The sequence below is a fragment of the Pseudomonas sp. BIOMIG1BAC genome (assembly GCF_001705995.2).
In the GTDB taxonomy this organism is placed as follows: domain Bacteria; phylum Pseudomonadota; class Gammaproteobacteria; order Pseudomonadales; family Pseudomonadaceae; genus Aquipseudomonas; species Aquipseudomonas sessilinigenes.
In genome coordinates this window covers 4,923,707-4,950,051 of the sequence record NZ_CP049045.1, presented here as the reverse complement: position 1 = coordinate 4,950,051, position 26,345 = coordinate 4,923,707, and the positions used below count along the sequence as shown (strand labels likewise).

The 26,345-nt window shown below is 62.9% G+C and carries 25 protein-coding genes and 1 pseudogene; 4 read left to right on the top strand and 22 right to left on the bottom strand.

Annotated elements, in window-relative coordinates:
• Positions 1–4: 4 nt before the first annotated feature.
• The 9 genes from ATY02_RS23055 to ATY02_RS36395 all read right to left on the bottom strand — a co-directional run bounded on the left by ATY02_RS23055 (position 5) and on the right by ATY02_RS36395 (position 11,007).
• On the bottom strand, positions 5–1,396 hold the full coding sequence (locus tag ATY02_RS23055) for a GntP family permease (protein ID WP_068581239.1): 1,392 nt from the start codon (positions 1,394–1,396) through the stop codon (positions 5–7).
• 285 nt (positions 1,397–1,681) lie between these two features.
• Entirely contained in the window at positions 1,682–3,100 is a 1,419-nt protein-coding gene (locus ATY02_RS23050; protein WP_068581235.1) for a sigma-54 interaction domain-containing protein, read from the bottom strand.
• 224 nt (positions 3,101–3,324) lie between these two features.
• On the bottom strand, positions 3,325–4,899 hold the full coding sequence (locus ATY02_RS23045) for an ABC transporter ATP-binding protein (protein WP_068595770.1): 1,575 nt from the start codon (positions 4,897–4,899) through the stop codon (positions 3,325–3,327).
• Positions 4,900–4,913: 14 nt separating this feature from the next.
• Complete coding sequence (locus tag ATY02_RS23040) at positions 4,914–5,936, bottom strand: ABC transporter permease (RefSeq protein WP_068581232.1); 1,023 nt, start codon at positions 5,934–5,936, stop codon at positions 4,914–4,916.
• Positions 5,936–6,997: a microcin C ABC transporter permease YejB gene (locus ATY02_RS23035; protein WP_068581229.1), complete on the bottom strand. Its 1,062-nt coding sequence runs from the start codon at positions 6,995–6,997 to the stop codon at positions 5,936–5,938. The genes ATY02_RS23040 and ATY02_RS23035 overlap by 1 nt, the downstream gene beginning before the upstream one ends.
• Entirely contained in the window at positions 6,997–8,859 is a 1,863-nt protein-coding gene (locus ATY02_RS23030; RefSeq protein WP_068581225.1) for an extracellular solute-binding protein, read from the bottom strand. The genes ATY02_RS23035 and ATY02_RS23030 overlap by 1 nt, the downstream gene beginning before the upstream one ends.
• 151 nt (positions 8,860–9,010) lie before the next feature.
• A complete protein-coding gene (locus tag ATY02_RS23025; RefSeq protein ID WP_068581222.1) occupies positions 9,011–9,292 on the bottom strand; it encodes a peptidylprolyl isomerase in 282 nt (93 codons plus the stop codon).
• A gap of 157 nt (positions 9,293–9,449) precedes the next feature.
• On the bottom strand, positions 9,450–10,529 hold the full coding sequence (locus ATY02_RS23020; protein ID WP_068581219.1) for a 3-deoxy-7-phosphoheptulonate synthase: 1,080 nt from the start codon (positions 10,527–10,529) through the stop codon (positions 9,450–9,452).
• Between the two features lie 346 nt (positions 10,530–10,875).
• Complete coding sequence (locus ATY02_RS36395) at positions 10,876–11,007, bottom strand: hypothetical protein (RefSeq protein WP_265582640.1); 132 nt, start codon at positions 11,005–11,007, stop codon at positions 10,876–10,878.
• 172 nt (positions 11,008–11,179) lie between these two features.
• Between ATY02_RS36395 and ATY02_RS23015 the strand changes: the two genes are divergently transcribed.
• A complete protein-coding gene (locus ATY02_RS23015) occupies positions 11,180–11,935 on the top strand; it encodes a carbon-nitrogen hydrolase family protein (protein WP_068581216.1) in 756 nt (251 codons plus the stop codon).
• Positions 11,932–12,393 (top strand): GNAT family N-acetyltransferase, encoded by a 462-nt coding sequence (locus ATY02_RS23010; RefSeq protein ID WP_068581213.1) that lies wholly within the window; start codon positions 11,932–11,934, stop codon positions 12,391–12,393. The genes ATY02_RS23015 and ATY02_RS23010 overlap by 4 nt, the downstream gene beginning before the upstream one ends.
• A 13-nt stretch (positions 12,394–12,406) precedes the next feature.
• On the opposite strand, the gene ATY02_RS23005 is transcribed toward ATY02_RS23010, so the two are convergent.
• Positions 12,407–12,637 (bottom strand): DNA-binding protein, encoded by a 231-nt coding sequence (locus ATY02_RS23005; RefSeq protein ID WP_068581210.1) that lies wholly within the window; start codon positions 12,635–12,637, stop codon positions 12,407–12,409.
• Between the two features lie 81 nt (positions 12,638–12,718).
• On the opposite strand from ATY02_RS23005, the gene ATY02_RS23000 reads away from it, so the two are divergent.
• Together ATY02_RS23000 and ATY02_RS22995 are read left to right on the top strand one after the other, a co-directional pair.
• Positions 12,719–13,084: a helix-turn-helix domain-containing protein gene (locus ATY02_RS23000; RefSeq protein WP_068581472.1), complete on the top strand. Its 366-nt coding sequence runs from the start codon at positions 12,719–12,721 to the stop codon at positions 13,082–13,084.
• A 168-nt stretch (positions 13,085–13,252) separates the two neighbouring features.
• Entirely contained in the window at positions 13,253–14,233 is a 981-nt protein-coding gene (locus ATY02_RS22995) for an IS5-like element IS1384 family transposase (protein ID WP_010466230.1), read from the top strand.
• 147 nt (positions 14,234–14,380) lie between these two features.
• Here ATY02_RS22995 and hemN read toward each other — a convergent pair.
• The 12 genes and pseudogenes from hemN to ATY02_RS22935 all read right to left on the bottom strand — a co-directional run.
• A pseudogene (gene hemN, locus ATY02_RS22990) lies at positions 14,381–15,541 on the bottom strand (oxygen-independent coproporphyrinogen III oxidase); the annotation flags it as partial.
• Between the two features lie 118 nt (positions 15,542–15,659).
• Positions 15,660–16,343 carry a sulfite exporter TauE/SafE family protein gene (locus ATY02_RS22985; RefSeq protein WP_068588089.1) on the bottom strand — a complete coding sequence of 228 codons (684 nt, stop codon included), beginning with the start codon at positions 16,341–16,343 and terminating at the stop codon, positions 15,660–15,662.
• Positions 16,336–16,566 (bottom strand): cbb3-type cytochrome oxidase assembly protein CcoS, encoded by a 231-nt coding sequence (ccoS, locus tag ATY02_RS22980; RefSeq protein WP_068588092.1) that lies wholly within the window; start codon positions 16,564–16,566, stop codon positions 16,336–16,338. The genes ATY02_RS22985 and ccoS overlap by 8 nt, the downstream gene beginning before the upstream one ends.
• A 21-nt stretch (positions 16,567–16,587) precedes the next feature.
• On the bottom strand, positions 16,588–19,038 hold the full coding sequence (locus ATY02_RS22975) for a heavy metal translocating P-type ATPase (protein ID WP_068588095.1): 2,451 nt from the start codon (positions 19,036–19,038) through the stop codon (positions 16,588–16,590).
• Between the two features lie 99 nt (positions 19,039–19,137).
• Positions 19,138–19,674 (bottom strand): FixH family protein, encoded by a 537-nt coding sequence (locus tag ATY02_RS22970; RefSeq protein ID WP_068588105.1) that lies wholly within the window; start codon positions 19,672–19,674, stop codon positions 19,138–19,140.
• 11 nt (positions 19,675–19,685) lie between these two features.
• Positions 19,686–21,101 carry a cytochrome c oxidase accessory protein CcoG gene (ccoG, locus tag ATY02_RS22965; RefSeq protein ID WP_068588098.1) on the bottom strand — a complete coding sequence of 472 codons (1,416 nt, stop codon included), beginning with the start codon at positions 21,099–21,101 and terminating at the stop codon, positions 19,686–19,688.
• Between the two features lie 355 nt (positions 21,102–21,456).
• Positions 21,457–22,434 carry a cytochrome-c oxidase, cbb3-type subunit III gene (gene ccoP, locus ATY02_RS22960; RefSeq protein ID WP_068588102.1) on the bottom strand — a complete coding sequence of 326 codons (978 nt, stop codon included), beginning with the start codon at positions 22,432–22,434 and terminating at the stop codon, positions 21,457–21,459.
• Entirely contained in the window at positions 22,431–22,616 is a 186-nt protein-coding gene (locus tag ATY02_RS22955) for a CcoQ/FixQ family Cbb3-type cytochrome c oxidase assembly chaperone (protein WP_025128824.1), read from the bottom strand. The genes ccoP (ATY02_RS22960) and ATY02_RS22955 overlap by 4 nt, the downstream gene beginning before the upstream one ends.
• Positions 22,617–22,621: 5 nt before the next feature.
• Positions 22,622–23,230 carry a cytochrome-c oxidase, cbb3-type subunit II gene (gene ccoO / locus ATY02_RS22950; protein ID WP_011060240.1) on the bottom strand — a complete coding sequence of 203 codons (609 nt, stop codon included), beginning with the start codon at positions 23,228–23,230 and terminating at the stop codon, positions 22,622–22,624.
• Positions 23,230–24,672 (bottom strand): cytochrome-c oxidase, cbb3-type subunit I, encoded by a 1,443-nt coding sequence (gene ccoN / locus ATY02_RS22945; protein WP_124346254.1) that lies wholly within the window; start codon positions 24,670–24,672, stop codon positions 23,230–23,232. The genes ccoO and ccoN overlap by 1 nt, the downstream gene beginning before the upstream one ends.
• Positions 24,673–25,167: 495 nt before the next feature.
• Positions 25,168–26,115 carry a cytochrome-c oxidase, cbb3-type subunit III gene (gene ccoP, locus ATY02_RS22940; protein WP_124346255.1) on the bottom strand — a complete coding sequence of 316 codons (948 nt, stop codon included), beginning with the start codon at positions 26,113–26,115 and terminating at the stop codon, positions 25,168–25,170.
• Entirely contained in the window at positions 26,112–26,342 is a 231-nt protein-coding gene (locus ATY02_RS22935) for a cbb3-type cytochrome oxidase subunit 3 (protein WP_068587738.1), read from the bottom strand. The genes ccoP (ATY02_RS22940) and ATY02_RS22935 overlap by 4 nt, the downstream gene beginning before the upstream one ends.
• Positions 26,343–26,345: the final 3 nt, after the last annotated feature.

Sequence of the window (26,345 nt, the reverse complement as noted above, 5' to 3'; positions counted from 1 at the left end):
TACCTCACACGATGCCAGTGGCGTAGAAAGTGGCGATGACGACGAAGACCGCCAGGGTCTTGATCAGGGTAATGCAGAAAATGTCCTTGTAGGCCTCGCGGTGGGTCAGCCCGGTGACCGCCAGCAGAGTGATCACCGCGCCGTTGTGGGGCAGGGTGTCCATGCCGCCGCTGGCCATGGCGGCCACCCGGTGCAGCACTTCCAGGGGAATGTTGGCGGCGTGGGCGGCGCTGATGAAACTCTCGGACATGGCCGCCAGGGCGATGCTCATGCCGCCCGAGGCGGAGCCGGTGATGCCGGCCAGCAGGGTCACGGTGATGGCCTCGTTGACCAGCGGGTTGGGGATGCTCTTGAGCCAGTCGGCCAGCACCAGGAACCCCGGCAGGGACGCGATCACCGCGCCGAAGCCATACTCCGAGGCGGTGTTCATGGCCGCCAGCAAGGCGCCGCTGACCGCGCTCTTGCTGCCTTCGGCGAGCTTGCTGCGAATGGCGCCGAAGCCACATGCCAGCACCATCAGGATGCCCACCAGCAAGGCGGCCTGTACCGCCCAGATGGCGGTGAGCTTGGCGATCTCGGTGGTCACCGGCGCCGCCATGCCCGGCAGGGCCAGGCTGTGGGTCTTGCCATACCACTGGGGGATCCAGTGGGTGAACAGCAGGTTCATGACCCCTACCAGCAACAGCGGCGACAGGGCCACCCAGGGGTTGGGCAGCTTGAGGTCGGCGGCGGTCTCCGGTTCGTTGCGCAGGTCGCTGCCGTAGCCTTCACCGGCCTTTTGCGCCTTGCTGCGTTGGCGCTGGAGGAACAGCATGCCGGCGCAGAACACGAACAGGGTGCCGATCAGCCCCAGCCAGGGCGCGGCCCAGGCGGTGGTGTTGAAGAAGGTGCTGGGGATGATGTTCTGGATCTGCGGGGTGCCGGGCAGGGCGTCCATGGTGAAGGAGAACGCCCCCAGGGCAATGGTCGCCGGGATCAGGCGCTTGGGGATGTCGCTCTGGCGGAACATCTCGGCGGCGAACGGGTAGACCGCGAACACCACCACGAACAACGACACGCCACCGTAGGTCAGCAGGGCGCAGACCAGCACGATCACCAGCATCGCCTGGCGGGTGCCCAACAGGCGGATGGCGGCGGCGACGATGGAGCGGGAGAACCCCGACAACTCGATCAGCTTGCCGAACACCGCACCCAGCAGGAACACCGGGAAGTACAGCTTGATGAAACCCACCATCTTTTCCATGAACACCCCGGTGAAGGCAGGCGCTACGGCGGATGGGTCGGTGAGCAGGACGGCGCCGAGGGCGGCGATGGGGGCAAACAGGATGACGCTGTAGCCACGGTAGGCGGCCAGCATCAGCAGCGCCAGGGCTGCCAGGGCAATGATCACACTCATGGTGTGTCTCTCCAGGATTGTTCTTGTTGTGGGTACTGCGTGTGGAGAGGGGCTATAGCGAGTTTTGTGCCATTTTTACAAGTTATTGAAATATAAGGAGTTTTTATATTTATTAAGTGACGGCAAGGAATTTTGTCTCTGTTTTGAGACTTTTCTCGAGCCTGAGGGTGCTATCGCGGGCAAGCCCCGCTCCTACAAAAGCCACGCACGTCTCTGTAAGGATGGGTCTTACCCGCGATCAGCGCGAAGCGCTGGCTATTTCTCCAAATGGAGATATGTGTCTCTTTATTGAGACTCAGCGATGCCCAGGGCTGCCATTTTCTTGTACAGCGTCGAGCGGCCCAGGCCGAGGCGCCGCGCCGCTTGGTCCACTTTGCCGGCGCATTGCGCCAGAGTCGTCTCGATCAACTGACGGTCGAAACGCTCGCGCGCCGCGGCAAAGGTTTCATGGGGCAACGCCTCGGCGGACGCGGCGATGGCCGTGGGCGGCAGTGGGTTGAAGTTGCCAATCGCCGCCCGAATATCCCCGGCACCGAGCAGCAGGTCGTCGCTGAGCAACGCCGCGCGCTCCAGCACGTTGCGCAGTTCGCGGATGTTCCCCGGCCAGGCGTGCTGGCCCAGCAGCGCCAGGGCCTCGGGTGTCAGTTCGTGCTGGCTGCGCAGTTCTTCGAGGATGCCTTCGCTCAGCGCCGGCAGGTCGTCCAGGCGCTCGCGCAGGGCCGGCACCTGGATCGGCAGTACATTGAGGCGGTAATACAGGTCGGCGCGGAATTCTCCGCGCTTGATCGCCGCCTCCAGGTCGGTGGAGGTGGCGGCAATGATCCGCACATCGCTGTGGATCACCTCGTTGGAGCCCACCGGCTCGAACTCCTTTTCCTGCAGCACTCGCAGCAGCTTGCTCTGCAGGGGTAACGGCATGTCGCCGATTTCGTCGAGGAACAGGCTGCCGCCCTGGGCGATCTGCAGCTTGCCGGCGCGCCCCTTGCGGTCGGCGCCGGTGAAGGCGCCGGGGGCGGTGCCGAAGAACTCAGCTTCCAGTAGGGCTTCGGGAATCGCCGCGCTGTTGATGCTGACGAAGGGCTTGTGCGCCCGTGGCGAGGCGGCGTGGATGGCCTGGGCCAGCAACTCCTTGCCGGTGCCGGTTTCGCCTTGCAGCAACACCGGCGACTCAGTGCTGGCGCCGCGCCGGGCCCGGCGCTTGACCTCCAGGCTGGCGCTGCTGGTGCCGATGAAATGGGCGAAGTTGTACTTGGTCTGCCGGGCCCGCAGCAGCGAGCGGGTGGAGGCCAGTTCTTCCTGCATGCTCAGGTAGCGCTTGAGCATCGGCGAGAGGCTGCGCAGCTCGTCGTACAGGGCAAAACCGATGGCGCCGATCACCAGGCCCGCGGCGTCGTGGATCGGCAGGCGCATGACCACCAGCGGTTCCTTGGGGGTGTCCTGCATGTCCAGCAGGATCGGCCGGCCGGTGCGCACCACTTCACGCAGCAGGCTGCCGGGGATCACGCTCTCGCAGGGCTTGCCGATGGCGAATGTCGCCGACTCCAGGCCGAAACGCCGGGCATAGCGCTCGTTCATCCAGACGATATTGGCGTCGCGGTCGACGATCACCGTGCCTTCGCTGGATTGCTCGATGATCTCGAACAGCGAGCGGATCGCCAGTTGGCGCACACGCTGGTAGTCCTTGAGGTTTTCGCTGTCGTTCATGGGCTGGGGTCCTGGGGCTGGCGGCGCCGATTATGCCGACAATCCCCTCCCGGGCGCGACCAGGGAAGGGGTGGCTGGAGATTGCCGCAAGGTCCTGCGGACCTTGGCGCAGCCTCGCAGGCTCGGCAGCGGCTACAGGGGCGAGGCTTGGTGTAGCCGCTGTCGCAGGCTGCGCATGGGCGCATAGCGGGCGCGAACGGGGAGGGCCGTCGATCGCCGCAGGTTCAGCCGGGTTGGGCGGCGGCCAGCAGTTCCCGGGTGTAGGGGTGCTGCGGGGCTGCGAATACCTGGTGGCTGGCGCCGCTTTCCACCACCTGGCCGTCCTTGATCACGATCATGTCGTGGGCCAAGGCACGGATCACCGCCAGGTCGTGGCTGATGAACAGGTAGGTCAGGCCGTACTTCTCCTGGAGCTGGCGCAACAGGGTCACCACTTGTTTCTGCACCGTGCGATCCAGGGCCGAAGTGGGTTCGTCCAGCAGGATCAGCGCCGGCTTGAGCACCAGGGCCCGGGCGATGGCGATGCGCTGGCGCTGGCCGCCGGAGAATTCGTGGGGATAACGATGGCGGCTTTCCGGGTCAAGGCCGACTTCCTCCAGGGCGCGGATCACTTGCTCGTCGCACTGGTGGGTATCGTACTGGCTGTGCACTTCCAGCCCCTCGCTGATGATCTGCGCCACCGACATGCGCGGGCTGAGGCTGCCGAAGGGGTCCTGGAACACCACCTGCATCTGCTTGCGCCAGGGCCGCAGCTGTTTCTGGTTGAGCCCGTCCAGGGCCTGGCCCTGGAAGCGGATGCCACCTTGGGAATCCAGCAGCCGCAGGATCGCCTGGCCCAGGGTCGACTTGCCCGAGCCGGATTCGCCAACGATGCCCAGGGTCTTGCCCTGCTGCACGCGCAGGCTGATACCGTCCACCGCCCGCAGGTACTGTTTGCGCCTCAGCAGGCCGCCGCCGACCTGGAACTCGACGCAGAGATTGTCCACCTCCAGCACGGTGTCGCGGGTGTCGCGGCACAGTGGCAGGCCCTCGGGTTCGGCGTGCAGCAACTCGCAGCTATAGGGGTGCTGCGGAGCGTTGAACAGGGTGTCGCAGTCGGCCTGCTCGACGATTTCCCCGGACTTCATCACGCACACGCGCTGGGCGATGCGCCGCACCAGGTTGAGGTCGTGGCTGATCAGCAGCAGCGACATGCCCAAGCGTTGCTGCAAGGACTTGAGCAACAGCAGGATCTTGCGCTGTACGGTGACGTCCAGGGCGGTGGTGGGTTCGTCGGCGATCAGCAGCTCCGGTTCGCAGGCCAGGGCCATGGCGATCATCACCCGTTGGCGCTGGCCGCCGGACAACTGATGTGGGTAGGCCTTGAGCCGTTCCCGGGGTTTCTGGATGCCCACCAGCTCCAGCAGTTCGAGGATGCGTGCCTGGGCCGCCTTGCCGCCCAGGCCGCGATGCAGCAGCAGGGTTTCGCCGATCTGCTTCTCGATACTGTGCAGCGGGTTCAGCGAGGTCATGGGCTCCTGGAAGATCATGGCGATGCGGTTGCCCCGCAGCTTTTGCAGCGTGGCGCTGTCGGCTCCGATCAGCTCCTGGCCGCGGTAACGCACGCTGCCGCTACTGCTGCAGCCGGTCTGGGGCAGCAGTTGCAGGATCGAGTGGGCCGTCACCGATTTGCCCGAGCCGGACTCGCCCACCAGCGCCAGGCACTCGCCGGGACGGATGTCCAGGCACAGGTCGCGGACCGCTGGGCGGCCGCCGAAGGCCACATTGAGCTGGCGGATTTCGATCAGGTTTTCAGTCATTTCTACAGTCCGCTTCAAGATCGGGGATCAAAGGCATCGCGCAGCGCCTCGCCGATGAACACCAGCAGCGAGAGGATCAGCGCCAGGGCGAAGAACGCCGTCAGCCCCAGCCATGGCGCCTGCAGGTTCTGCTTGCCCTGGCCGATCAACTCGCCCAGGGAAGCGCTGCCGGCGGGCATGCCGAAGCCGAGGAAGTCCAGGGCGGTGAGGGTCGAGATGGCGCCGGTGAGGATGAACGGCAGGTAGCTCAGGGTGGCGTTCATGGCGTTGGGCAGGATGTGCCGCAGGATCACCTTGCGATCGCTCAGGCCCAGGGCCCTGGCAGCCTTGACGTATTCCAGGTTGCGCCCGCGCAGGAATTCGGCGCGGACCACGTCCACCAGGGCCAGCCAGGAGAACAGCGCCATGATCCCCAGCAGCCACCAGAAGTTCGGTTCGACGAAACCGGACAGAATGATCAAAAGGTACAGCACCGGCAACCCCGACCAGACTTCCAGCAGGCGCTGGCCCAAGAGGTCGACCCAGCCGCCGTAGTAGCCTTGCAGTGCGCCGGCGGCAATGCCGACCAGGGCGCTGATGGCGGTCAGGGCCAGGGCGAACAGGATCGACACCCGGGCGCCGTAGATCACCCGCGCGAGGACGTCCCGGGCCTGGTCGTCGGTGCCCAGCCAGTTGGTCGCCGTGGGCGGGCTGGGGGCCGGTCGGGTCAGGTCGTAGTTGGGCGTGTCCTCGCTGAAGGGGATGGGTGGGAACAGCAGCCAGCCGCCGTCCTTGCGGATCAGCTGCTGCACGTAGTCGCTGCGGTAGTCGGCCTGGAACGGCAACTGGCCGCCGAACTCCTGCTCGGTGTAGCGCTTGAACACCGGGAAGTACAGCGAACCCTGGTAGCTCAGCACCAGCGGCTTGTCGTTGGCGATCAGCTCGCCGCCCAGGGTCAGGATGAACAAGCCGATGAACAGCCACAGCGACCACCAGCCCCGGCGGTTCTGCTTGAAACGGTCAAGGCGTCGGCGCGCCAAAGGGGAAAGCTTGAGCATCAGGCGTTCCTCGCGGCGAAGTCGATGCGCGGGTCGACCAGGGTGTAGCACAGGTCGCCGATGAGTTTTATCAAGAGCCCGAACAGGGTGAAGATGAACAGCGAGCCGAACACCACCGGATAGTCCCGGGAGACCGCGGCCTCGTAGCTCATGCGTCCCAGGCCATCGAGAGAGAAGATCACCTCGATCAGCAACGAGCCTGCGAAGAACACGCTGATGAAGGCCTGGGGAATGCCCGAGACCACCAGCAGCATGGCGTTGCGAAACACATGGCCGTACAGCACCCGGCGTTCGCTCAGGCCCTTGGCCCGGGCGGTGACTACGTACTGGCGGGTAATTTCGTTGAGGAAGCTGTTCTTGGTGAGGATGGTCAGGGTAGCGAAGCCGCCGATCACCAGGGAGCTGACGGGCAGCACCAGGTGCCAGAAGTAGTCGGCGATCTTGCCCAGGGTGCTCAGCTGGTCGAAATCGTCCGAGACCAGGCCGCGCACCGGGAACCAGTTCAGCGAGGTCCCGCCGGCGAACAGCACGATCAGGAACATGGCGAACAGGAAGGCCGGCATGGCGTAGCCGATGATGATCGCGGTGCTGCTCCAGATATCGAAGTGGCTGCCATGGCGCACCGCCTTGCGAATCCCTAAGGGGATCGACACCAGGTAGGTGATCAGGGTTGCCCACAGCCCCAGGGAGATGGTCACCGGCATCTTTTCCAGGATCAGGTCGGTGACCGTGGCACCACGGAAGAAGCTCTTACCGAAGTCCAGCTGGGCGTAGTTCTTGAGCATCAGCCACAGGCGTTCATGGGCCGGCTTGTCGAAACCGTACTGTTTCTCGATGTCCTGGATCAGCTTGGGGTCCAGGCCGCGGCTGGCTCGCGAGCCGCCACTGCTCATGGCGTCGGCGGAGCCACCGACACCGCCGCCGCCAATGCCCTGCAAGCGGGCGATGGCCTGTTCCACCGGGCCGCCGGGAGCAGCCTGGACGATCACGAAGTTCACCAGAAGGATGATCAGCAGGGTCGGGATGATCAGCAGCAAGCGCCGCAGGATATAGGCCGGCATCAGGGGCGTGCTCCGGGTTTGTTACGGCGCGCGAGCTCGGCGGCCATCTGTTCATTGGTCAGCGGGGTGGGGCTGACTTCCCACCAGGTCTCGATGGCTTCGTCGTTGCTGGCCGGTACCTTGGGCCTGCCAAAGCGGTTCCACCAGACGGTGGACGTGCCGGGTGGGTAGTAGTTGGCGATCCAGTAGTAGTTCCATTGCAGCACCCGGTCCAGGGCATGGGCGTAGCGCAGCATTTCCGGTTGGCTGGTGGCCTTGACCAGGCCGTTGACCAGGGTATCCACCGCCGGGTTCTTGAGCACCATGAGGTTGTTCGAGCCCGGGTCGTTGGCGGCAGCGGAACCATAGTAGTTGTAAAGCTCCAGCCCGGGCGAGGTGGACACCGGGTAGCCGGTGACGATCATGTCGTAGTCGCGGGCCATCAGCCGGTTGACGTACTGCGCGGAATCGATGCGGCGGATGTTCAGGGTGATGCCAATCTGGGCCAGGTTGCGCTTGTAGGGCAGCAACAGGCGCTCGATGGAGCCCTGGGTGATCAGGAAAGTGAACGCCAGGGGCTCGCCCTGGGCATTGACCAGTTTGTCGCCCTCAGGCTTCCAGCCGGCTTGTTCCAGCAGGGACAGGGCCTGCAATTGCTTGTCGCGCAGTACGCCACTGCCGTCGGTCTTCGGTGCTTCGAACACCTGGGTGAAGACCTCGTCGGGAATCTGCCCGCGCAATGGCTCGAGGATCTTCAACTCCTCGGCGTCCGGCAGGCTGCGGGCCGCCAGCGGGGTGTTGGAGAAGAAGCTCTGCTGGCGGATGTACAGGTTGCGCATCATCTGCCGGTTGCTCCACTCGAAGTCCCAGAGCATGGCCAGGGCCTGGCGTGTGCGGCGGTCCTGGAACACCGGGCGGTCGAGGTTGAATACGTAGCCCTGGGCCGGTTGCGGTGCGGCCTGGGCCAGATGGGCCTTCTGCAGGCGCCCGTCGGTCAGGGCCGGGCTGTCGTAGCCGATGGAGTAACCGGTGGCGGAGAACTCGCGGTTGTAGTCGTAGGCCCCGCCGCGCAGCACTTGGCGGGCGACGTCGATGTCGCCGAAGTACTCGACGCTCAAATGATCGAAGTTGTACAGGCCGCGGCTGACCGGCAGGTCCTTGCCCCACCAGTCGGGGTTACGGATGAAGGTGATGCTGTTGCCGGAGTCCACCTTGCCCACGCGATAGGGGCCGCTGCCTAGGGGCGCTTCATAGCCGCCACCGCCAGCGAAGTCGCGACTCTTCCACCAGTGTTCGGGAAACACCGGCAGGGTCGCGATATCCAGGGGCAGGGTACGGTTCTCGTTGTTCTTGAAGTCGAAGCGGATCACCCGTGGCGACTCCACGGTGACGCCGCTGACATCGGCGAACTGGGTGCGATAACGCATGCTGCCCTGGGTCATCAACAGGTCGTAGCTGTAGCGCACGTCTTCGGCGGTGATCGGCGTGTCATCGGCGAAACGGGCCTTGGGATTGAGGTAGAAGCGCAACCACAGGCCGTCCTCGGCGCGCTCCATCTTCTCGGCCACCAGGCCATAGACGGTGTAGGGTTCATCCAGGGAGCGCAGGGCCAGTGGGGCATACACCAGGCCGTCCAGCTGGGATACGCCGATGCCCTTGTCGATATAGGGCAGGACGTGGTCGAAGCGGCCGATCTCGATGGCCGAGCGGCGCAGGGTCCCGCCTTTGGGGGCCTGGGGGTCGACGTAGTCGAAGTGGCTGAAACCCTGGGGATACTTGGCGGGTTCGCCGTAGACGGTCATGGCATGTTGCGGTACCGCTTGGGCACCTGTGGCGCCCAGCAGCAGGGCGATGAACAGTACGGTAGGGGAAAGCAGTCGCATTGTCAGCCTTAAGAGCCGGGTGATCGTTGACCACGATTTTTACGCTAGCGGCGCGTGACTGGCCAGCCGCATCTGTCTTGGTGCGTACAGGTTTCATAAAGACAACGGCCCGCCGAGAGGCAGGCCGTTGGAACGAACGCTGGGCTGAGGATCAGTCCTGGCGGCTGGTGACTTCCAGCAGGTGATAACCGAACTGGGTCTTCACCGGGCCTTGCACGACATTGACCGGGGCGCTGAATACCACGGTGTCGAATTCCTTGACCATCTGGCCTGGGCCGAAAGAGCCCAGGTTGCCGCCGTCGCGGCTGGAAGGGCAGGTGGAGTGCTGCTTCGCCACGTCGGCGAAGTCGGCGCCGGCTTCGATTTCGGCTTTGAGTTCGTTGCACTTGGCTTCGCTGGCAACCAGGATGTGACGGGCAGTGGCTTTGGCCATGGGAATTGCTCCTTTCAAGAAAGTGCAGAGACTACCGGAATCAGGTGGCCATTTCCTGTCAAAGTTCCTTCAAGCCGTTACCGCCACGACCGCCGGTTTGACGCTCGAAGCCGTCTGCAGCCACTGTCGTCGTTCGCGACAGTGGCTGCGCCGATGCTCAGGCGCTAGCGGCCTGTGCTCGTAGTTGCTGGGCGGCGTTGCCCAGTAGTTGCTCGGTGGTGTCCCAGCCCAGGCAGCCGTCGGTGATCGAGACGCCGTAGCGCAGGTTGCCGCTCAGCGGTTGGCAGCCTTCGAACAGATGGCTTTCGAGCATCACGCCCATCAGCGAGGCGTCGCCTTGCAGGCGCTGCTCAAGCACGTCGTTGAACACTGCCGGCTGGCGCGCGGGGTCCTTGCCGCTGTTGGCGTGGCTGCAATCGACCATGATCCGCGCCGGGATCTTCAACTTGTGCAGGTCGCGCTGGACCTGGGCGATGCTCTGGCGGTCGTAGTTCGGTCCACGGTGGCCGCCGCGCAGCACCAGGTGGGTATCGGGATTGCCTGCAGTCTGGATGATCGCCGGATGGCCCTGGCTGTCGACGCCGAAGTGGCGGTGCGGATGGGCGGCCGAGCGCATGGCGTCGCAGGCGATGGCGACGCCGCCGTCGGTACCGTTCTTGAAGCCCACTGGCATCTCCAGGCCACTGGCCATTTCCCGGTGGATCTGCGATTCGGTGGTGCGTGCGCCGATGGCGACCCAGCTCAAGAGGTCGTCGAAGTAGCCAGCGGCCATGGGTTGCAGCAGCTCGGTGGCGATCGGCAGGCCCAGGCGCAGCATCTCGCGCATCAGCTCCCGGGACAGGGCCAGGCCACCGGCCATGTCATCGCTGCCGTCCAGGTGCGGATCGTAGGCCAGGCCTTTCCAGCCGACGGTGGTACGGGGTTTTTCCACGTAGGCGCGCATCACCAGGAGCATCTGGTCGCTCACTTGCGCGGACAGCCGGGCCAGGTTGGCGGCATATTCCAGGGCCGATTGCGGATCGTGGATGGAGCAGGGGCCGACCACTACCAGAAGGCGTGGGTCCTGGCCTTGGAGGATGGCGCGGATGGCTTGGCGATGGGTGCTGACTTGCTGGCTCAGGGCCGTGGATAGCGGCAGGTGCTGCTTGAGTTCCAGGGAACTGGGCAGGCGCTGGGTCAGGGGTTCGTTGGCGCTGGCTTGAGCGGACAGGGACAGAGCGGATACGGACGAATTCATGTGCGGTCTTCCTGGGCGGGCGGCGGGTGATGTCCCGCGCGCGGCCCTACTGGGGTGTTCGACAATTGGCCGTACTGGCCATGAGTGTGCAATTGCCACCGGTAGGTGACCGATCGGAGGCGGCAGGCTGTCCCGAGCGGAGGCTGCTAAATCGCCAGGTGGAAAACATGTCGTAACGGTAATAGGTGGCGTAGTTCATGGTGCAATCCTCGGTAAGTTCGGTGTGTCGCAAAAAATCGTGGTTGAAGATCCAAGCCCCGGAAAAACAAAACCCCCGGTCGGGAGGCCGACCGGGGGTTGAGAATTCTCTGGTGGGCGACCCGTTTTTATGGGCGCCGGTTGGGTATCAGGCGCGCCAGTGGCTAAACCAATACCCAAAATAAAAGCTCGCCGCCGCGCTGCCAGTGACCCAGGCAGCCGCAACCGAGCGCAGTGCGCAGGCGGTGTGGCGATGCAGGGAAAGGGTCTGGGACAGCATGGGGTTTCTCCGTGAAGTGCAGCGAGCTTACTAGAGGCTGGGGCGGCGATTCAATCAGTAATTTCTATGGCGCAGGGGGACTCGCGACTATGGATTAATCCACTGGGGGTTTTGTGCGACACTCGCGGCACCTGCCTGGTTACCCCCGTCGCTGCTCGAAAAAGGACTGTCCATGACCTTGCTGACCCTTGCCGCTGCCCAATCGGAATCCATTGCTGGCGACCTGCCGGCCAACCTCACCGGGCACCAGCGCTTGATGTGCCTGGCGGCGCAGCAGGGCGTGCAGTTGCTGGTATTCCCCGAGCTGTCGCTCACCGGTTATGAGCCGCAACTGGCGGCCGAGCTGGCGGTGGCTCCGGATTCGCCGGTACTGCAACCGGTGCGCGACCTGGCTCGGGAGCTGCACATGACTACGGTGGTGGGGATGCCGATTCGCCTGGTCGATGGCGGGCCGGTACTGATCGGTGCGCTGGTACTGGGGGCTGACGGCTCGCTGGCGGTCTATAGCAAGCAGCACCTGCATCCCGGGGAGGAGCGCGCTTTTGCCGCAGGCAGTGGTGGGGCTCCCTTGGCATTTGCCGAGCACCAGATTGCCCTGGCGGTTTGTGCAGACTTCAGCCATGCCAGCCATGTGCAGGCGGCAGCGCAGGCTGGGGCCGATGTCTATGCTGCGGGCGTGCTGATCAGCGAGGGCGGCCATGCCGTTGACAGCGCACTGCTGCAAGGCTATGCCGGGGAGCATGGACTACTGGTGCTGATGGCCAATCATGGTGGCCCCAGTGGCGGCTGGACCTGTGCCGGGCGCAGTGCGGCCTGGGGCCCCACGGGGGAGCTGCTGGCAGCGGTGGAGGGGACTGGCGAGGCGTTGCTGATCGTTCGTGGCGAGGCCGGGCGGTGGCAGGCCGAAGTGCTGCCGCTCGAGCAATGAGCCGATTCGAACTGCGTCCGGCCGCCGAGACGGACCTGGTATTTGCCCGGGAGCTGACCCGCTCCACAATGCTGGGTTATTACATCCGTCATGAGCTGCTCTGGCTTGACGAGGCTTTCGATGTGGCCTGGGCCGGTCGTGAAAACCTGTTGATCTGCCAGGACCACCAAACGCTGGGTTTCGTCAGCCTGAGTCGTGATCTGCGGGCGCTCTATGTCCGTGAGTTGCATGTGCTGCCGGCTTGGCGCGGGCAGGGGGCTGGGACATGGAGCCTGCAGCGGATGATGGAGATGGCGTGTCGGGAGCGCCGGCAGTTGCTGCGCCTGACCGTGTTCAAGGGCAACCCGGCACAACGCCTGTATGAGCGCATGGGATTACAGGTGGTGGGCGACGACGATTGCTTCTGGCGCATGGAGCGCTCGGTCTCCAGCGAAGCCGGCGACAGCCGCCCGGGCTGAACGGCAGGCCGGCTCAGATCAGGGCCGGGTCCACCACTGGCACTTCATCCAGAATGATGCCGTCCTTCATTCCCAATAGCACCGCAACCTTGTGTGCTTCCCCTCGTTTGCCTTTCTTGCGGCCTGCCAGCACCTGGTAGGTCGTGGCCGGATCAACCCCATGTTCGCGGGCGAACTGTTGAACCGATTTTCCTTGATGTTCCAGCCAGGCCTTGGCTTGTGCGGCAGTGCGGATACCGGGCATAGTTCAAAACCGTTCAATTTTGTTCAAGGCTTGAAGAGTATGACACCCCTTGGGGTGTATCTGATGGGATCATACATCCAAATGAGTGGAATCGGTTTGCGGTTGAGGCAGGAGCGGGAGCGCCTTGGACTGTCGCAGAGAGTCTTTGGTGAAATCGGCGGGGTGGAAGCCAACGCCCAGGGTAAGTACGAAAGTGGCGATCGCGCACCCAAGGCAGATTATCTGTCCCGGGTAGCGGCAAAGGGAGTGGATGTTCTTTATGTACTGACCAGTGAACGGACGCCAGTCGTGGCTGGCAGGTTGAGCCAGATGGAGGAACAGGTGCTTGATTGTTATCGGGCCCTGTTCAAGGAAGATCAGGATGCGATCTGTCGCTTGACCTCCACCTTGGCCGAGTTGTCGCAGATCCAGGGCTCGAGGAAAAAGCCCCAAGCCGCCGAGTCCTGAGGGACTAGAGCATTTGCCGGCGAGGGAGGCATGACATCTTTTATCGCTCGTCGAAGTGTTTTAATCGCGCTTGTGATTAGGTTTGTACGCCGCTTTTTTGCTAAGGAAACTCTGAAAAAGACTTTCTGATTTGGCAAAATACCGCGACCCCACCCACCGAGTTTCCCGATGAAGCAGATGACCTTCGCCGACGCCGAGTACGCTGGCAAGCGCAAGCAAACCCGCAAGGAGTTGTTCCTGATCGAGATGGATCGGGTGGTGCCGTGGAAGGGCTTGATTGCTTTGATCGAGCCACATTATCCGAAAGGTGAAGGTGGCCGTCCGGCCTACCCGTTGATGGCGATGCTGCGTGTGCATCTGCTGCAGAACTGGTTCGGCTACAGCGATCCAGCGATGGAGGAAGCGCTGTACGAAACCACGATCCTGCGCCAGTTTGCCGGGCTGAACCTGGAGCGCATCCCCGACGAAACCACCATTCTCAACTTCCGCCGCTTGCTGGAGAAACACGAGCTGGCGGCCGGCATCCTCGCTGTCATCAATGGCTATCTGGGCGACCGCGGCCTGTCGCTGCGCCAGGGCACCATCGTCGATGCAACGCTGATCAATGCGCCCAGTTCGACCAAGAACAAGGACGGCAAGCGCGACCCGGAAATGCACCAGACCAAGAAGGGAAACCAGTATTATTTTGGCATGAAGGCCCACATCGGCGCCGATGACGAATCGGGTCTGGTGCACAGCGTAGTGGGCACGGCGGCCAATGTGGCGGATGTCACCCAGGTGGACAAATTGCTGCATGGCGACGAAAACGTGGTCTGCGCCGATGCAGGCTACACCGGTGTCGAAAAGCGGCCCGAGCATGAAGGACGTGAAGTTATCTGGCAGGTGGCGGCACGCCGCAGCACCTACAAAAAACTCGATAAGCGCAGCGTGCTGTACAAAGCCAAGCGCAAGATTGAAAAGGCCAAGGCTCAGGTGCGCGCCAAGGTCGAGCATCCGTTCCGGGTAATCAAGCGCCAGTTCGGTTACACCAAGGTGCGCTTTCGCGGCTTGGCCAAAAACACGGCGCAACTGGTGACACTGTTCGCTCTGTCGAACCTGTGGATGGCGCGCCGACATTTACTGACGAATGCAGGAGAGGTGCGCCTGTAATGCGGGAAATGGCCACCGGAGTGGGGTCCGGGTGGCGAAAACGTAAGAAATACTCGTCGAATTGATTGTTTTTTGATCATTTGGCGAGTTTAAAAGTTGCGCTAGGTGGTATGCCGGGGAAATACATGGCTACTTCAGACCATCCTTAAGACTAAAGTTGCATATCAGTTGTTGAATAATTTCACGGCGCAGACGATCGTCGGCATTACAGACCAAGCCGCGACTAGTGGCTAGTTGGGCGCCTGCCAAAGCGTTTTGATAGTGCGTCAGGTCACTGCTGTTCTGGCAGTACAGATCGCCGATCTGGCTGATGGCCGATACGCCAAGTCCAATCAAGTCGCAATGGCCGTGAGTGGTGTAGCCCTGGAAGTTGCGTTGCAGGGTCGACTCTTCCTGGGCAATCGCCAGCTCGTCATCGGGCAAGGCGAAATGGTCCATGCCGATGTAGCGATAACCGGCAGCGGTCAACTGCTCGATACTGCGTTGCAGCATCTGCAATTTCTCCGCGGGTGCCGGCAGTTCGGTGCTGCTGATCCGGCGTTGCGGCATGAAGCGCTCCGGCAGATGGGCATAGTTGAACACCGAGAGCCGATCGGGTTGCAGGCTGATCACTTCATCCACGGTGCGGGCGAAGTTTTCCGGGGTCTGCTTGGGCAAGCCATAGATCAGGTCGATGTTGATGGAGCGGAATTGCAGGGTGCGAGCCGCCTCGATCACTGCCCGGGTTTCCTCCAGGCTCTGCAGGCGGTTGACCGCTCGCTGCACGGCCGGATCCAGGTCTTGCAGGCCGACGCTGACTCGGTTGAAGCCCAACTCGCGCAGCAGGCCCATGGTCGACCAATCGGCCTCACGGGGGTCGATCTCGATGCCGTAGTCGCCGGAGTCGTCATCAAGCAGGTTGAAGTGCTTGCGCAGCAAGGCCATCAGCTGGCGCAGTTCATCATGATTGAGAAAGGTCGGGGTGCCACCGCCGAAGTGCAGTTGCTCGACCCGCTGGTTGGGGGCCAGGTGGCAAGCGATCAACTGCATCTCCTGTTCCAGCCGTTGAAGGTAGGGCAGGGCACGGCTGCGGTCCTTGGTGATGACCTTGTTGCAGGCGCAGTAGTAGCAGATGTTGGCGCAGAACGGGATGTGCACGTACAGCGACAGCGGGCGCTGGGCCTTGCGGCTGTCGCGCAGGGCGTGCAGCAGGTCGAAGGCGCCGACCTGGCTGTTGAATTGCACAGCGGTCGGGTACGAGGTGTAGCGTGGGCCCGCCAGGTCGTAGCGGCGGATCAGATCTGTGTCCCAACGAATGGCGTCGAGCATGCGGGAATTCCCCCGGATAGGCTGGCAATGCTCGCGAGTCTAGGGGGTAGGGGCTGAAGCCATCTTGATTTGTATCAAGGGTGTTCCCAGGCGGCTGGGGTAGCGCTTCGCGAAGGCTTCAGTGGCCCATCAACCAGTGCTGGTGTGGACCTGGCAGGGTCCAGATACCAAAGAGGATGACCAACAGGCCGCCGGCCAGGCGTACGCTACGGCGGCGCAACAGGGCCGTGACCCGCTCCGCCGCCAGGCCGGTAGCCAGCAGGACCGGCCAGGTGCCCAGGCCGAAGGCCAGCATCAGCAGGGCGCTGTCCAGGGCATTGCCCTGGCTCGCCGACCATAGCAAGGTGCTGTACACCAGGCCGCAGGGTAGCCAGCCCCAGAGTGCGCCCAACAGCAGGGCACGGGGTAGGCTGGAGACCGGTAGCAAGCGGTTGGCCACTGGTTGTATGTGTCGCCACAGCCCCTTGCCCAGGCCCTCGATGCGGGTCAGGCCGCTCCACCAGCCAGCCAGGTACAGGCCCATGGCGATCAGCAGCAGCCCGGCGAGTGTGCGCATGAACAGTGCCAGCGGGCTATTGGCTACCGCCCAGCCTGCCAGCCCCAGCAGCAGGCCGGCCAGGGCATAGCTGCCAATGCGTCCCAGGTTGTAGGCCAATAGCAGGCGAAAGCGGCGGCTGCGTTGCTCCTTGGGAATGGCCAGGGTCAGGGCGCCCATCAGGCCTCCGCACATGCCCAGGCAGTGCCCTGCGCCCAGGAGCCCAAGAATCAGCGCCGAGACCAGGAGTGGAGCCAGTTCAAGCATGAGGTGGCTCCGGCTTCTTGAGGCTGTCGGCGTCTTGCGCGACCTGGTTCTTGGCCTGGTCGACCGCGGCGGTATGGCTGGGGTCCTGGTCATCGAACAGGATGCTGTGGGCTGGACCGTCCAGATCATCGTACTGACCGCTATCGACGGCCCAGAAGAAGATGTAGATGGCGATGGCCACGATCAGCAACGCGGCCGGGATCATCACGTAGAGAGCAGGCATCTGGACTCCAGGCCCGGCGGCTTAGGCCGGCAGCGGGCGGGTTGTTGGGGCGTCGGCGCTGTCGGCCTGGCGCGGCATGCGGGTCAGGCGCAGGGCGTTGAGCACCACGGTCAGGGAACTGATGGACATGCCGACCGCCGCCCATACCGGAGTGATCCAGCCAAGGGCGGCGAATGGCAGCATCAGGCCATTGTACAGCCCGGCCCACAGCAGGTTCTCGATGATTACCCGGCGCGTCCGGCGTGCCAGGCTGAAGGCTTGCACCAGGGCGTCGAGGCGGTTGGACAGCAGTACCGCGTCGGCGCTGGTCTTGGCCAGGTCCGTGGCCGAACCCATGGCCACGCTGATATCGGCGGCGGCCAGTACCGGCACGTCGTTGACCCCGTCGCCGAGCATCAGCACCTTGCGTCCCTGCTGGTGCAACTGTTGCAGGACCTGCAGTTTGTCGTCCGGGCGCAGGCCACCACGGGCCTCGTCGATCTGCAGTTGGGCGGCAACGCTGGCGACCATCGGCGAGCTGTCTCCGGATAGCAGCAGGGTGTGCCAGCCGCGAGCCTTGCAGGCCGCTACCAGCGCTGGTGCGTCGCTACGCAGCCGATCATCGAGCACCAGCCAGGCCAGGGCGCCCTGTTCGTTACCCAGTAGTAGCCATTGACCGGCCTCATCAGGCATCGACGGAACCGGGCAGCCACTGAGCTCACAGACGAATGCCGGTTGGCCGATGCGCAGGCGCTGGTTTTCCACCAGGCCCTCCAGGCCCAGGCCTGGGCTGCTGGTGACTTCTTCGGCGGCCACTGGTGCGCGGCCGAAAGCCCGGGCAATAGGGTGCTCCGAACGATTCTCCAGGGCCGCGGCCAGGCTCAGGCATGCGTCGCTGGACAGCTCTCCCAGCGGGCGGATGGTGCGTAAGGCCAGGCGTCCTTCGGTCAAGGTGCCGGTCTTGTCGAAAATCACTGTATCGATCTGGTTCAAGCCTTCGAGCACATGGCCGCGGGTCAATAGCAGGCCAAGCTTGTGCAGGGTGCCGGTGGCGGCGGTGAGGGCGGTCGGGGTCGCCAGGGAGAGTGCGCAGGGGCAAGTCGCCACCAGCATCGCCAGGACGATCCAGAATGCCCTTGGGGCATCCAGTTGCCACCACAGCAGGCCAATGGCGGCGGCTGCGATCAAGGACAGCAGGAGAAACCACTGTGCCGCGCGATCGGCGATTTCCGCCAGGCGCGGCTTCTCGGCCTGGGCCCGGTCCAGCAAGCGCACGATGGCGGACAAGCGGGTGTCCTGGCCCAGCGCCAGGACTTCGACGGTCAACGCGCCTTCGACATTCAGGGTGCCGGCGGTGACGGTATCGCCCTGGCTACGTGGTTGTGGCAGGTACTCACCAGTGAGCAGCGACTCGTCGACGCTCGACTGACCGTCGAGGATCTTGCCGTCTGCCGGCAGGACCGCACCAGGATGCACCAGCACCCGGTCGCCCAGGCGCAATTCGCTGAGCAGGATGCGTTCGCTCTGGCCGTTCGTGTCCAGGCGCAAGCAGGAGGCCGGTAGCAGATTGACCAGTTGCGCGGTGGCCGCTGCGGTTCGTTCCCGAGCCCGGCGTTCCAGGTAGCGGCCAGCGAGGAGGAACAGGGCGAACATGCCCACCGCGTCGAAGTACAGCTCGCCCACTCCGCTGATGGAGGTCCAGATGCCTGCCAGGTAGGCGCCGCCGATGGCCAGAGAGACCGAGACGTCCATGGTCAGGTGGCGAGTGCGCAGGTCACGCATGGCGCCCTTGAAGAACGGCGCGCAGCTGTAGAAGACGATGGGTGTGGTGAGGAACAGCGCGACCCAGCGCAGGATGGTGTGCAGCTCCGGGCTCAGGTCGATGTTGAATTCCGGCCAGGTGGCCATGGTTGCCATCATTGCCTGGAACCAGAGCAGGCCTGCTACTCCCAGTTGGCGCAGGGCCAGGCGATTTTCCCCGGCCAATTGCTCAGAGGCCTTGTCCGGTTGATAGGGATGGGCGGCGTAGCCGATATGCCGCAGTTGGGCGAGCAGTTGGCTCAGTGGCAGCTCGCTGTCGGCCCAGCTCACATGCAGGCGGTGATTGGACAGGTTCAGGCGGGCCTCGGCCACCGCTGGCAGGCTGCGCAGGTGCTTCTCGATCAACCAGCCACAGGCGGCGCAGCTGATGCCTTCCATGAGCAGGGTGGTCTGCGCCAGTTCGCCCTCATGGCGGACGAAGGGTTGTTGCACGTCGGCGCGATCGTACAGCGCCAGTTCGTCCACCAGTTGTACCGGCAAGGCCTCGGGGTTGGCCGAGGCTTCGCTGCGATGGCTGTAGTAATGCTCCAGGCCGCCGGCGACTATCGCCTCCGCGACCGCCTGGCAACCCGGGCAGCAGAACTCCCTGGATTCGCCGAGCACGACGGCGGTGAACCGGCTGCCGGGAGGAACCGGCAGGGCGCAGTGGTAGCAAGGCAGTGGCGTGGTCATCGGCAGTCTTTTGGCTCTGGGAAAAACTCATCGCCGGCCAGTCGACTCCTGCCCGGGGGGCAGGGAGGCGTCAGGCCGGCGATGTATGGCGGGTGTCGATCAGTTCAGATCTTCAGCACCTTGCAGGGGCTCGTCGCCCAGCAGCAGGTCCTTGTCATGGCTGACCTGTTCTTCTTCGAACATGCGCCAGGTCTTGTCGCCTTCGACGCCCAGCAACTCGACGAAGCGCCGACCTTCGACCTGGTCGTTGACCTGCCCGATATAGCGGCCATGCTCGGTCTCGCTACGGGTCAGGACGATCTTGCGGTCTTTTTCCGGCTGGGTCGGGGAGATCAGGTTCAGCTCGAGAGTCTTGGGCTGGCTGTTGCCGCTCAGGCGCAGCTCGACTTCGCCGGTCAGTTCGTCAAGGTGCACGCTGGCGCGCATCTTCAGGGTCTGGGCCAGCAGTTCGCGATCCAGGGAGCGGTTGATGCCTTTGCCGGCCTCGTAGTAGTTGTCGTTGACCAGGTTGTCCGGGTTGTTCACGGCAATGGTCACCATGGACAAGGTCAGGGTGACCGAGCAGGCGAGGATGCCGATGATGATCCAGGGCCAGAGGTGCTTGTACCAGGGGTTTGTGGCAACGGCTGTAGGCATGGTCATTTCTCTTAACGAATTTGTGGGCCGATGAATCGGCTCTTGGCTTCGATCTGGACGCTGTCATCGTCGATGTCCTTGAGGATGAATTTCACCTCGTTGGTGGTCGATGGCAGTTGGTCCGGAGCGATCGACAGCTCCGCTGGCATGCTGACGATGTCGCCAGCCACCACGTGGATTTCGCGCTTGCTCTGCAGCTTCAGGTCCGGCAGGCCGGTGGCGTCCAGTACATAGGTATGGTCGCGCTGGTCCTTGTTCATGATCTTCAGGCTGTAGACGTTCTCGATCCGGCCTTCGGCGTTCTCGCGGTAAAGGACTCGGTCCTTGCTGACGTCGAAGCCCACCAGGGAGCGCATGAAGAACGCGGTGACCAGCAGGCTGATCATGGCCAGCAGCACCAGGGCGTAGCCGATCAGGCGCGGACGCAGTTTATGGGTTTTCTGCCCCGAAAGGTTGTGTTCGGTGGTGTAGCTGATGAGCCCGCGAGGGTAGTCCATCTTGTCCATGATGCTGTCGCAGGCGTCGATGCAGGCCGCGCAGCCGATGCACTCGATCTGCAGGCCGTCGCGGATATCGATACCGGTCGGGCAGACCTGGACGCACATGGTGCAGTCGATGCAGTCGCCCAGACCCTGGGCCTTGTAGTCGGCGCCTTTCTTGCGTGGGCCGCGGCCTTCGCCACGGCGTGGGTCGTAGGACACGATCAGGGTGTCCTTGTCGAACATCACGCTCTGGAAGCGGGCGTAGGGGCACATGTAGATGCACACCTGCTCACGCAACCAGCCGGCGTTGCCGTAGGTGGCCAGGGTGAAGAAGCCGACCCAGAAATATGACCAGCCATCGGCCTGGCCGGTGAAGAAGTCGATGACCAGTTCGCGGATCGGCGAGAAGTAGCCGACGAAGGTCATGCCGGTGACGAAGCCGATCAGCAACCAGAGGCTGTGCTTGCTGAACTTGCGCAGGAACTTGTTGGCGCTCATCGGCGCCTTGTCCAGCTTGATGCGCTGGTTGCGGTCACCTTCGGTGACCTTTTCGCACCACATGAAGATCCAGGTCCAGACGCTCTGCGGACAGGTGTAGCCGCACCAGACACGCCCGGCGTAGACGGTGATGAAGAACAGGCCGAAGGCCGCGATGATCAGCATGCCCGATAGCAGGATGAAATCCTGGGGCCAGAAGGTGGCGCCGAAGATGAAGAACTTGCGTTCCGGCAGGTTCCACCAGACGGCTTGGTGGCCTCCCCAGTTGAGCCAGACGGTGCCGAAATACAGCAGGAACAGGCCGGCTCCGCCCACCATCCGCAAGTTGCGGAACAGGCCGGTGAAGGCGCGGGTGTAGATTTTTTCCCTGGAGGCGTAGAGGTCGACGCTTTTGTTGGCGTTTTTGGCAGGAGGGGTTACATCGTGTACAGGAATCTGATTGCTCATCATTGCATCCCACGGCAGTGGAAAAACGCCTCGGTCAGTACGTGCCGACCGGGGTCAGAAGGGTGTTGCAGTGGCGCAATGATACGCCTCTAGCTCCGTTGCAATGGTGCGACCTTTGGTCGCGTTGGGGGAAATCAATCGATGGTGTAGTGACCTGAATCAATTGACTTGTGGAGTATGGACTGTTTTGTTCCCGGTGCCTTTCGAATCTTGCGCGGAGCAGCCAATGGCGCGGTGCAATTGTTGGTTCGGACGATTGTCCAGGTCGATGTCGGATAAGGGCAGCGCTTGAATAAAAACGGCCCCGCCAATGTGCATTGGCGGGGCCGTCGGGTGTTGCCTTCAAGCTTGGCGCTTATTCGGCGTCAGCTTGCTTGGCACCGTGGGACAGGCTGTAGACATAAGCGGCCAGCAGGTGAACCTTGTCATTGCCTTGCAGTTGTTCCTGGGCAGGCATCACGCCCTGGCGACCGTGGCGAATGGTCTGCTGCAGCTGCGCAAAGCTCGAGCCGTAGATGAACGCTGCGGGGTGAGTCAGGTTAGGCGCGCCCATGGCTGGGGTGCCCTTGCCTTCCGGACCGTGGCAGACCGCGCAGTTGGCGGCGAACAGCTTCTGGCCATTGGCCGGGTCGGCCTTGATGCCTTCCGGCAGCTTGCGACCATCGAGGTTGGTCAGGACATAGGCGGCAACGTCGCTGACGCCTTGTTCCTTGATCACATCCACCCAGGCCGGCATCACGGCGTGACGACCGCCCATGATGGTGGCCTTGATGGTTTCCGGCTCGCCGCCCCAGCGCCAGTCGGCGTCGGTCAGGTTAGGGAAGCCATAGGCGCCCTTGGCGTCGGAGCCGTGGCAGACCGAGCAGTTGGACGCGAACAGGCGGCCACCCATTTTCAGGGCTTGCGGATCCTTGGCGACTTCCTCGATCGGCATTGCAGCGTACTTGGCGAAGATCGGGCCGAACTTGGCGTCGGAGCGGGCCATTTCCTTTTCCCACTCGTGCACGCCGGTCCAGCCGGACTGGCCGTTGGCGAATGCTGTCTGCTTCTCGTTATCGAGATAGTTGTAGCCCGGCAGGACGCCTTTCCAGTTGCCCAGGCCCGGGTACAGCACCAGGTAACCCAGGGCGAAGACGATGGTGCCGACGAACAGCATGAACCACCATTTGGGCAGTGGGTTGTCGTACTCCTCGATCCCGTCGAAGGAGTGGCCGACCGTCTCGTCGGTCTGCTCGGCGCGCTGGCCCTTGCGGGTCGACAGCAGCAGCCAGGTCAAGGCGAAGATGGTACCCAGACTGAGGACTGTGACGTACAGACTCCAGAACGTAGTCATTCTTTGTTACTCCTAGAAGCTTGCTCGACGTGCTTGATGGCGTCGGGATCATCCGCGAACGGCAGCAAGGTCGCGTCTTCAAACTCGGACTTGCGCTTGGGACTGAATACCCACAGTGCCAGGCCGACGAAGGCCACCATCACGACGAGGGTGCCCAGGCCACGAATCATCCCGATATCCATCTAGATCACCGTTTGCTTTTGATGATGGTGCCCAGGCCTTGCAGATAGGCCACCAGCGCGTCCATTTCGGTCTTGCCCTTCACAGCATCCTTGGCACCGGCGATGTCTTCATCGGTGTAGGGAACGCCGAGCGTGCGCAGGACTTCCATTTTTTTCGCGGTGTCTTTGCCGTCGAGCTTGTTTTCTACGAGGAACGGATAGGCCGGCATTTTCGACTCGGGGACAACGTTGCGCGGGTTGTACAAGTGCGCGCGTTGCCAGTCATCGGAGTAGCGACCGCCGACGCGGGCCAGGTCAGGGCCGGTGCGCTTGGAACCCCACAGGAATGGGTGATCCCAGACGCTTTCACCAGCGACCGAATAGTGGCCATAACGTTCGGTTTCGGCACGGAACGGACGGATCATCTGCGAGTGGCAGCCGACACAGCCGTTGGCGATGTACACATCACGACCTTCCAGTTCCAGCGCGGTGCGTGGCTTCATGCCTTCCACCGGCTTGTTGGTGACGTCCTGGAAGAACAGCGGGACGATCTGGGTCAGGCCGCCGATACTGACGGCGATGACCATGAAGAAGGCCAGTAGGCCAATGTTCTTCTCGACTACTTCATGCTTCATCAGTGAGCTCCAACTACAGCGATCTGAGCAGCGGCTTCAGCTTCAGCCGGGTTAGAGGCGCGAACGGTGCGGAACACGTTGTACGCCATGATCAGCATGCCGCCGGCGAAGAACGCGCCGCCCAGGGCGCGAACGATGAAGCCCGGGTGGCTGGCTTGCAGCGCTTCGACGAAGGAGTAGGTGAGGGTGCCGTCATCGTTGATTGCACGCCACATCAGGCCCTGGGTGATGCCGTTGACCCACATCGAGGCGATGTAGAGCACGGTACCGATGGTAGCCAGCCAGAAGTGGGTATTGATCAGGCCGATGCTGTGCATCTGCTGACGACCGAAGACTTTCGGGATCAGGTGGTACAGGGCGCCGATCGAAATCATCGCTACCCAGCCCAGGGCGCCGGCGTGTACGTGGCCGATGGTCCAGTCGGTGTAGTGGGACAGCGAGTTGACGGTCTTGATGGCCATCATCGGGCCTTCGAAGGTCGACATGCCGTAGAACGCCAGGGATACCACCAGGAACCGCAGGATCGGGTCGGTGCGCAGCTTATGCCAGGCGCCCGAGAGGGTCATCATGCCGTTGATCATGCCGCCCCAGCTCGGAGCCAGCAGGATGATCGACATGGCCATGCCCAGGGACTGGGCCCAGTCCGGCAGCGCGGTGTAGTGCAGGTGGTGCGGACCGGCCCAGATGTACAGGGTGATCAGCGCCCAGAAGTGCACGATGGACAGGCGATAGGAGTAGATCGGGCGCTCGGCCTGCTTGGGTACGAAGTAGTACATCATCCCCAGGAAGCCGGTGGTCAGGAAGAAGCCCACGGCGTTGTGGCCGTACCACCACTGGATCATCGCGTCGGTCGCACCGGCGTAGGCCGAGTAGGACTTGAAGAAGCTGACCGGCAGGGAGGCGTGGTTGACGATGTGCAGCATCGCGGTCACCACGATGAAGGCACCGTAGAACCAGTTGCCCACGTAGATGTGCTTGGTCTTGCGCTTGGTGATGGTGCCGAAGAACACCAGGCCGTAGGTGACCCACACAATCGCCAGCAGGATAGCCAGGGGCCATTCCAGTTCGGCGTATTCCTTGGTGGTGGTGTAACCCAGGGGCAGGGTCACGATGGCACCGACGATCACCGCTTGCCATCCCCAGAAGGTGAAGGCCGCAAGGCTGTCGGAAATCAGTCGCGTCTGGCAGGTTCGCTGCACGACATAGTAAGAGGTGGCAAACAATGCACATCCACCGAAGGCGAAGATCACCAGGTTGGTGTGCAGCGGGCGCAGGCGTCCAAACGTCGTCCACGGCAGGCCGAAGTTCAACTCCGGCCATACCAGTTGCGAGGCGATGAAGACACCGAGCCCCATGCCAAGGATCCCCCAGACCACCGTCATGATGGCGAACTGGCGGACTACCTTATAGTTATAAGCAGTCGGACTGATTGCTGTGCTCATTCTAAGGTTCCACGGTTTGGGTGTTTTATTAGGGATAAAAATCGGTCGCAAGTATGGAGAAAGCAGGGGGTCATTGCAACGCGCCATGACCTGCGTCAATGCGTTCCATGCCTGATTCTGCGGCCTTTCCCTATGCCGAGTAGGGACAAAAAATGCCCTCGGACAAAATGTCGCAGCGGGTAAAAAACTCGAGCTATCGAGTTACTTGTAACCGAGTGTGTTGAAGCCCATTGATCAACTGACAGGTGGTCATCGAGTCGACAGCCGGTATAAACCAGCCCTTACGGCCTGTCATCGGACAAAAGCTTTCGAATGTCACGAATGGATCGGTCAGCGAGCGATCTGTACCAGCCCATTTGCGAATAAGCCTAGACCTGATTCGGATCGGTGCAAACGTGGCGGGGGAGGAGGGTGCGACACTTGGTCGCAAAGAAGCAGAGGGGAAGTTTGAAGCGGCAAGCTGCAAGTGAAGACTCGCAGCTTGCCGTTGATCTTTTACTTGTCGCTTGCAGCTTGAGGCTTGTTGCTGCTGTTGTGGGACAGGCTGTAGACGTAGGCTGCCAGCAGTTGCACCTTGTCATTGCCGAGCAGTTCGCTCTGCGCAGGCATGTGACCTTGGCGACCGTGGCGGATGGTCTGTTGCAACTGGGCCAGGCTGGTGCCGTAGATGAAGCCGGCTGGTTGGGTCAGGTCCGGCGCGCCCATGATGGCGGTGCCCTTGCCATTCGCACCGTGGCAAGCCACGCAGGTGGTGCTGAAGGCTTGCTGGCCGGCTACCAGGTCGGCGTCGTTATCGGCTGGCAGCGGCAGGCCGGCCAGTTCATGACGTACATAGGCAGCGACGTTCTTCACCCCGTCTTCCTTGAGCACTTCACCCCAAGCCGGCATGGCGGCCATGCGGCCGCCCATGATGGTGGCCTTGATGGTGTCGGCATCGCCGCCCCAGCGCCAGTTGTCGTCAGCCAGGTTGGGGAAGCCGAAGGCACCCTTGGCGTCGGAGCCGTGGCAGACCGAGCAGTTGGAGGCAAACAGGCGTCCGCCCATTTTCAGCGCTTGTGGGTCCTTGGCCACTTCTTCAACGGGCATGGCAGCGAATTTGGCGAAGATCGGACCAAACTTCACGTCCGCCTTGGCCATTTCCTTTTCCCATTCCTTGTTCTGGGTCCAGCCATCCTCATAGCCCGGCAGGACGCCTTTCCAGTTGCCCAGGCCCGGGTAGAGGATCAGGTAGCCCACGGAAAATACCAGGGTGCCGGCGAACAGCAGGAACCACCATTGCGGCAGGGGGTTGTCATACTCCTCGATGCCATCGAACGCGTGCCCCATGGTCTGGTCCACGCTGCCCTTGGTTTCACCCTTGCGGGTGCCGACCAGCAGCCAGGTCAGGCCGATCAGGCTGCCGATGGTCAGTACGCAGATCCACGTACTCCAGAAGGTGGTCATGGCCGAATGCTCCTTGTTACAGGCTCTTGAGGTTGAGCGTCATCTGATGGTTGACCGGCGTGCGCCGTGCCCGGTGCCGGATCGTCGGCGAAGGGCAGCAAGCGTGCCTGGGCAAACTCGGGGTTGCGTTTGGCGTTGAAGACCCAGATCGACAGGCCGACAAAGGCGATCATCACCACCAGGGTCCCGAGCCCGCGGATCATGCCGCTATCGAGTTCAAAACCCATGGC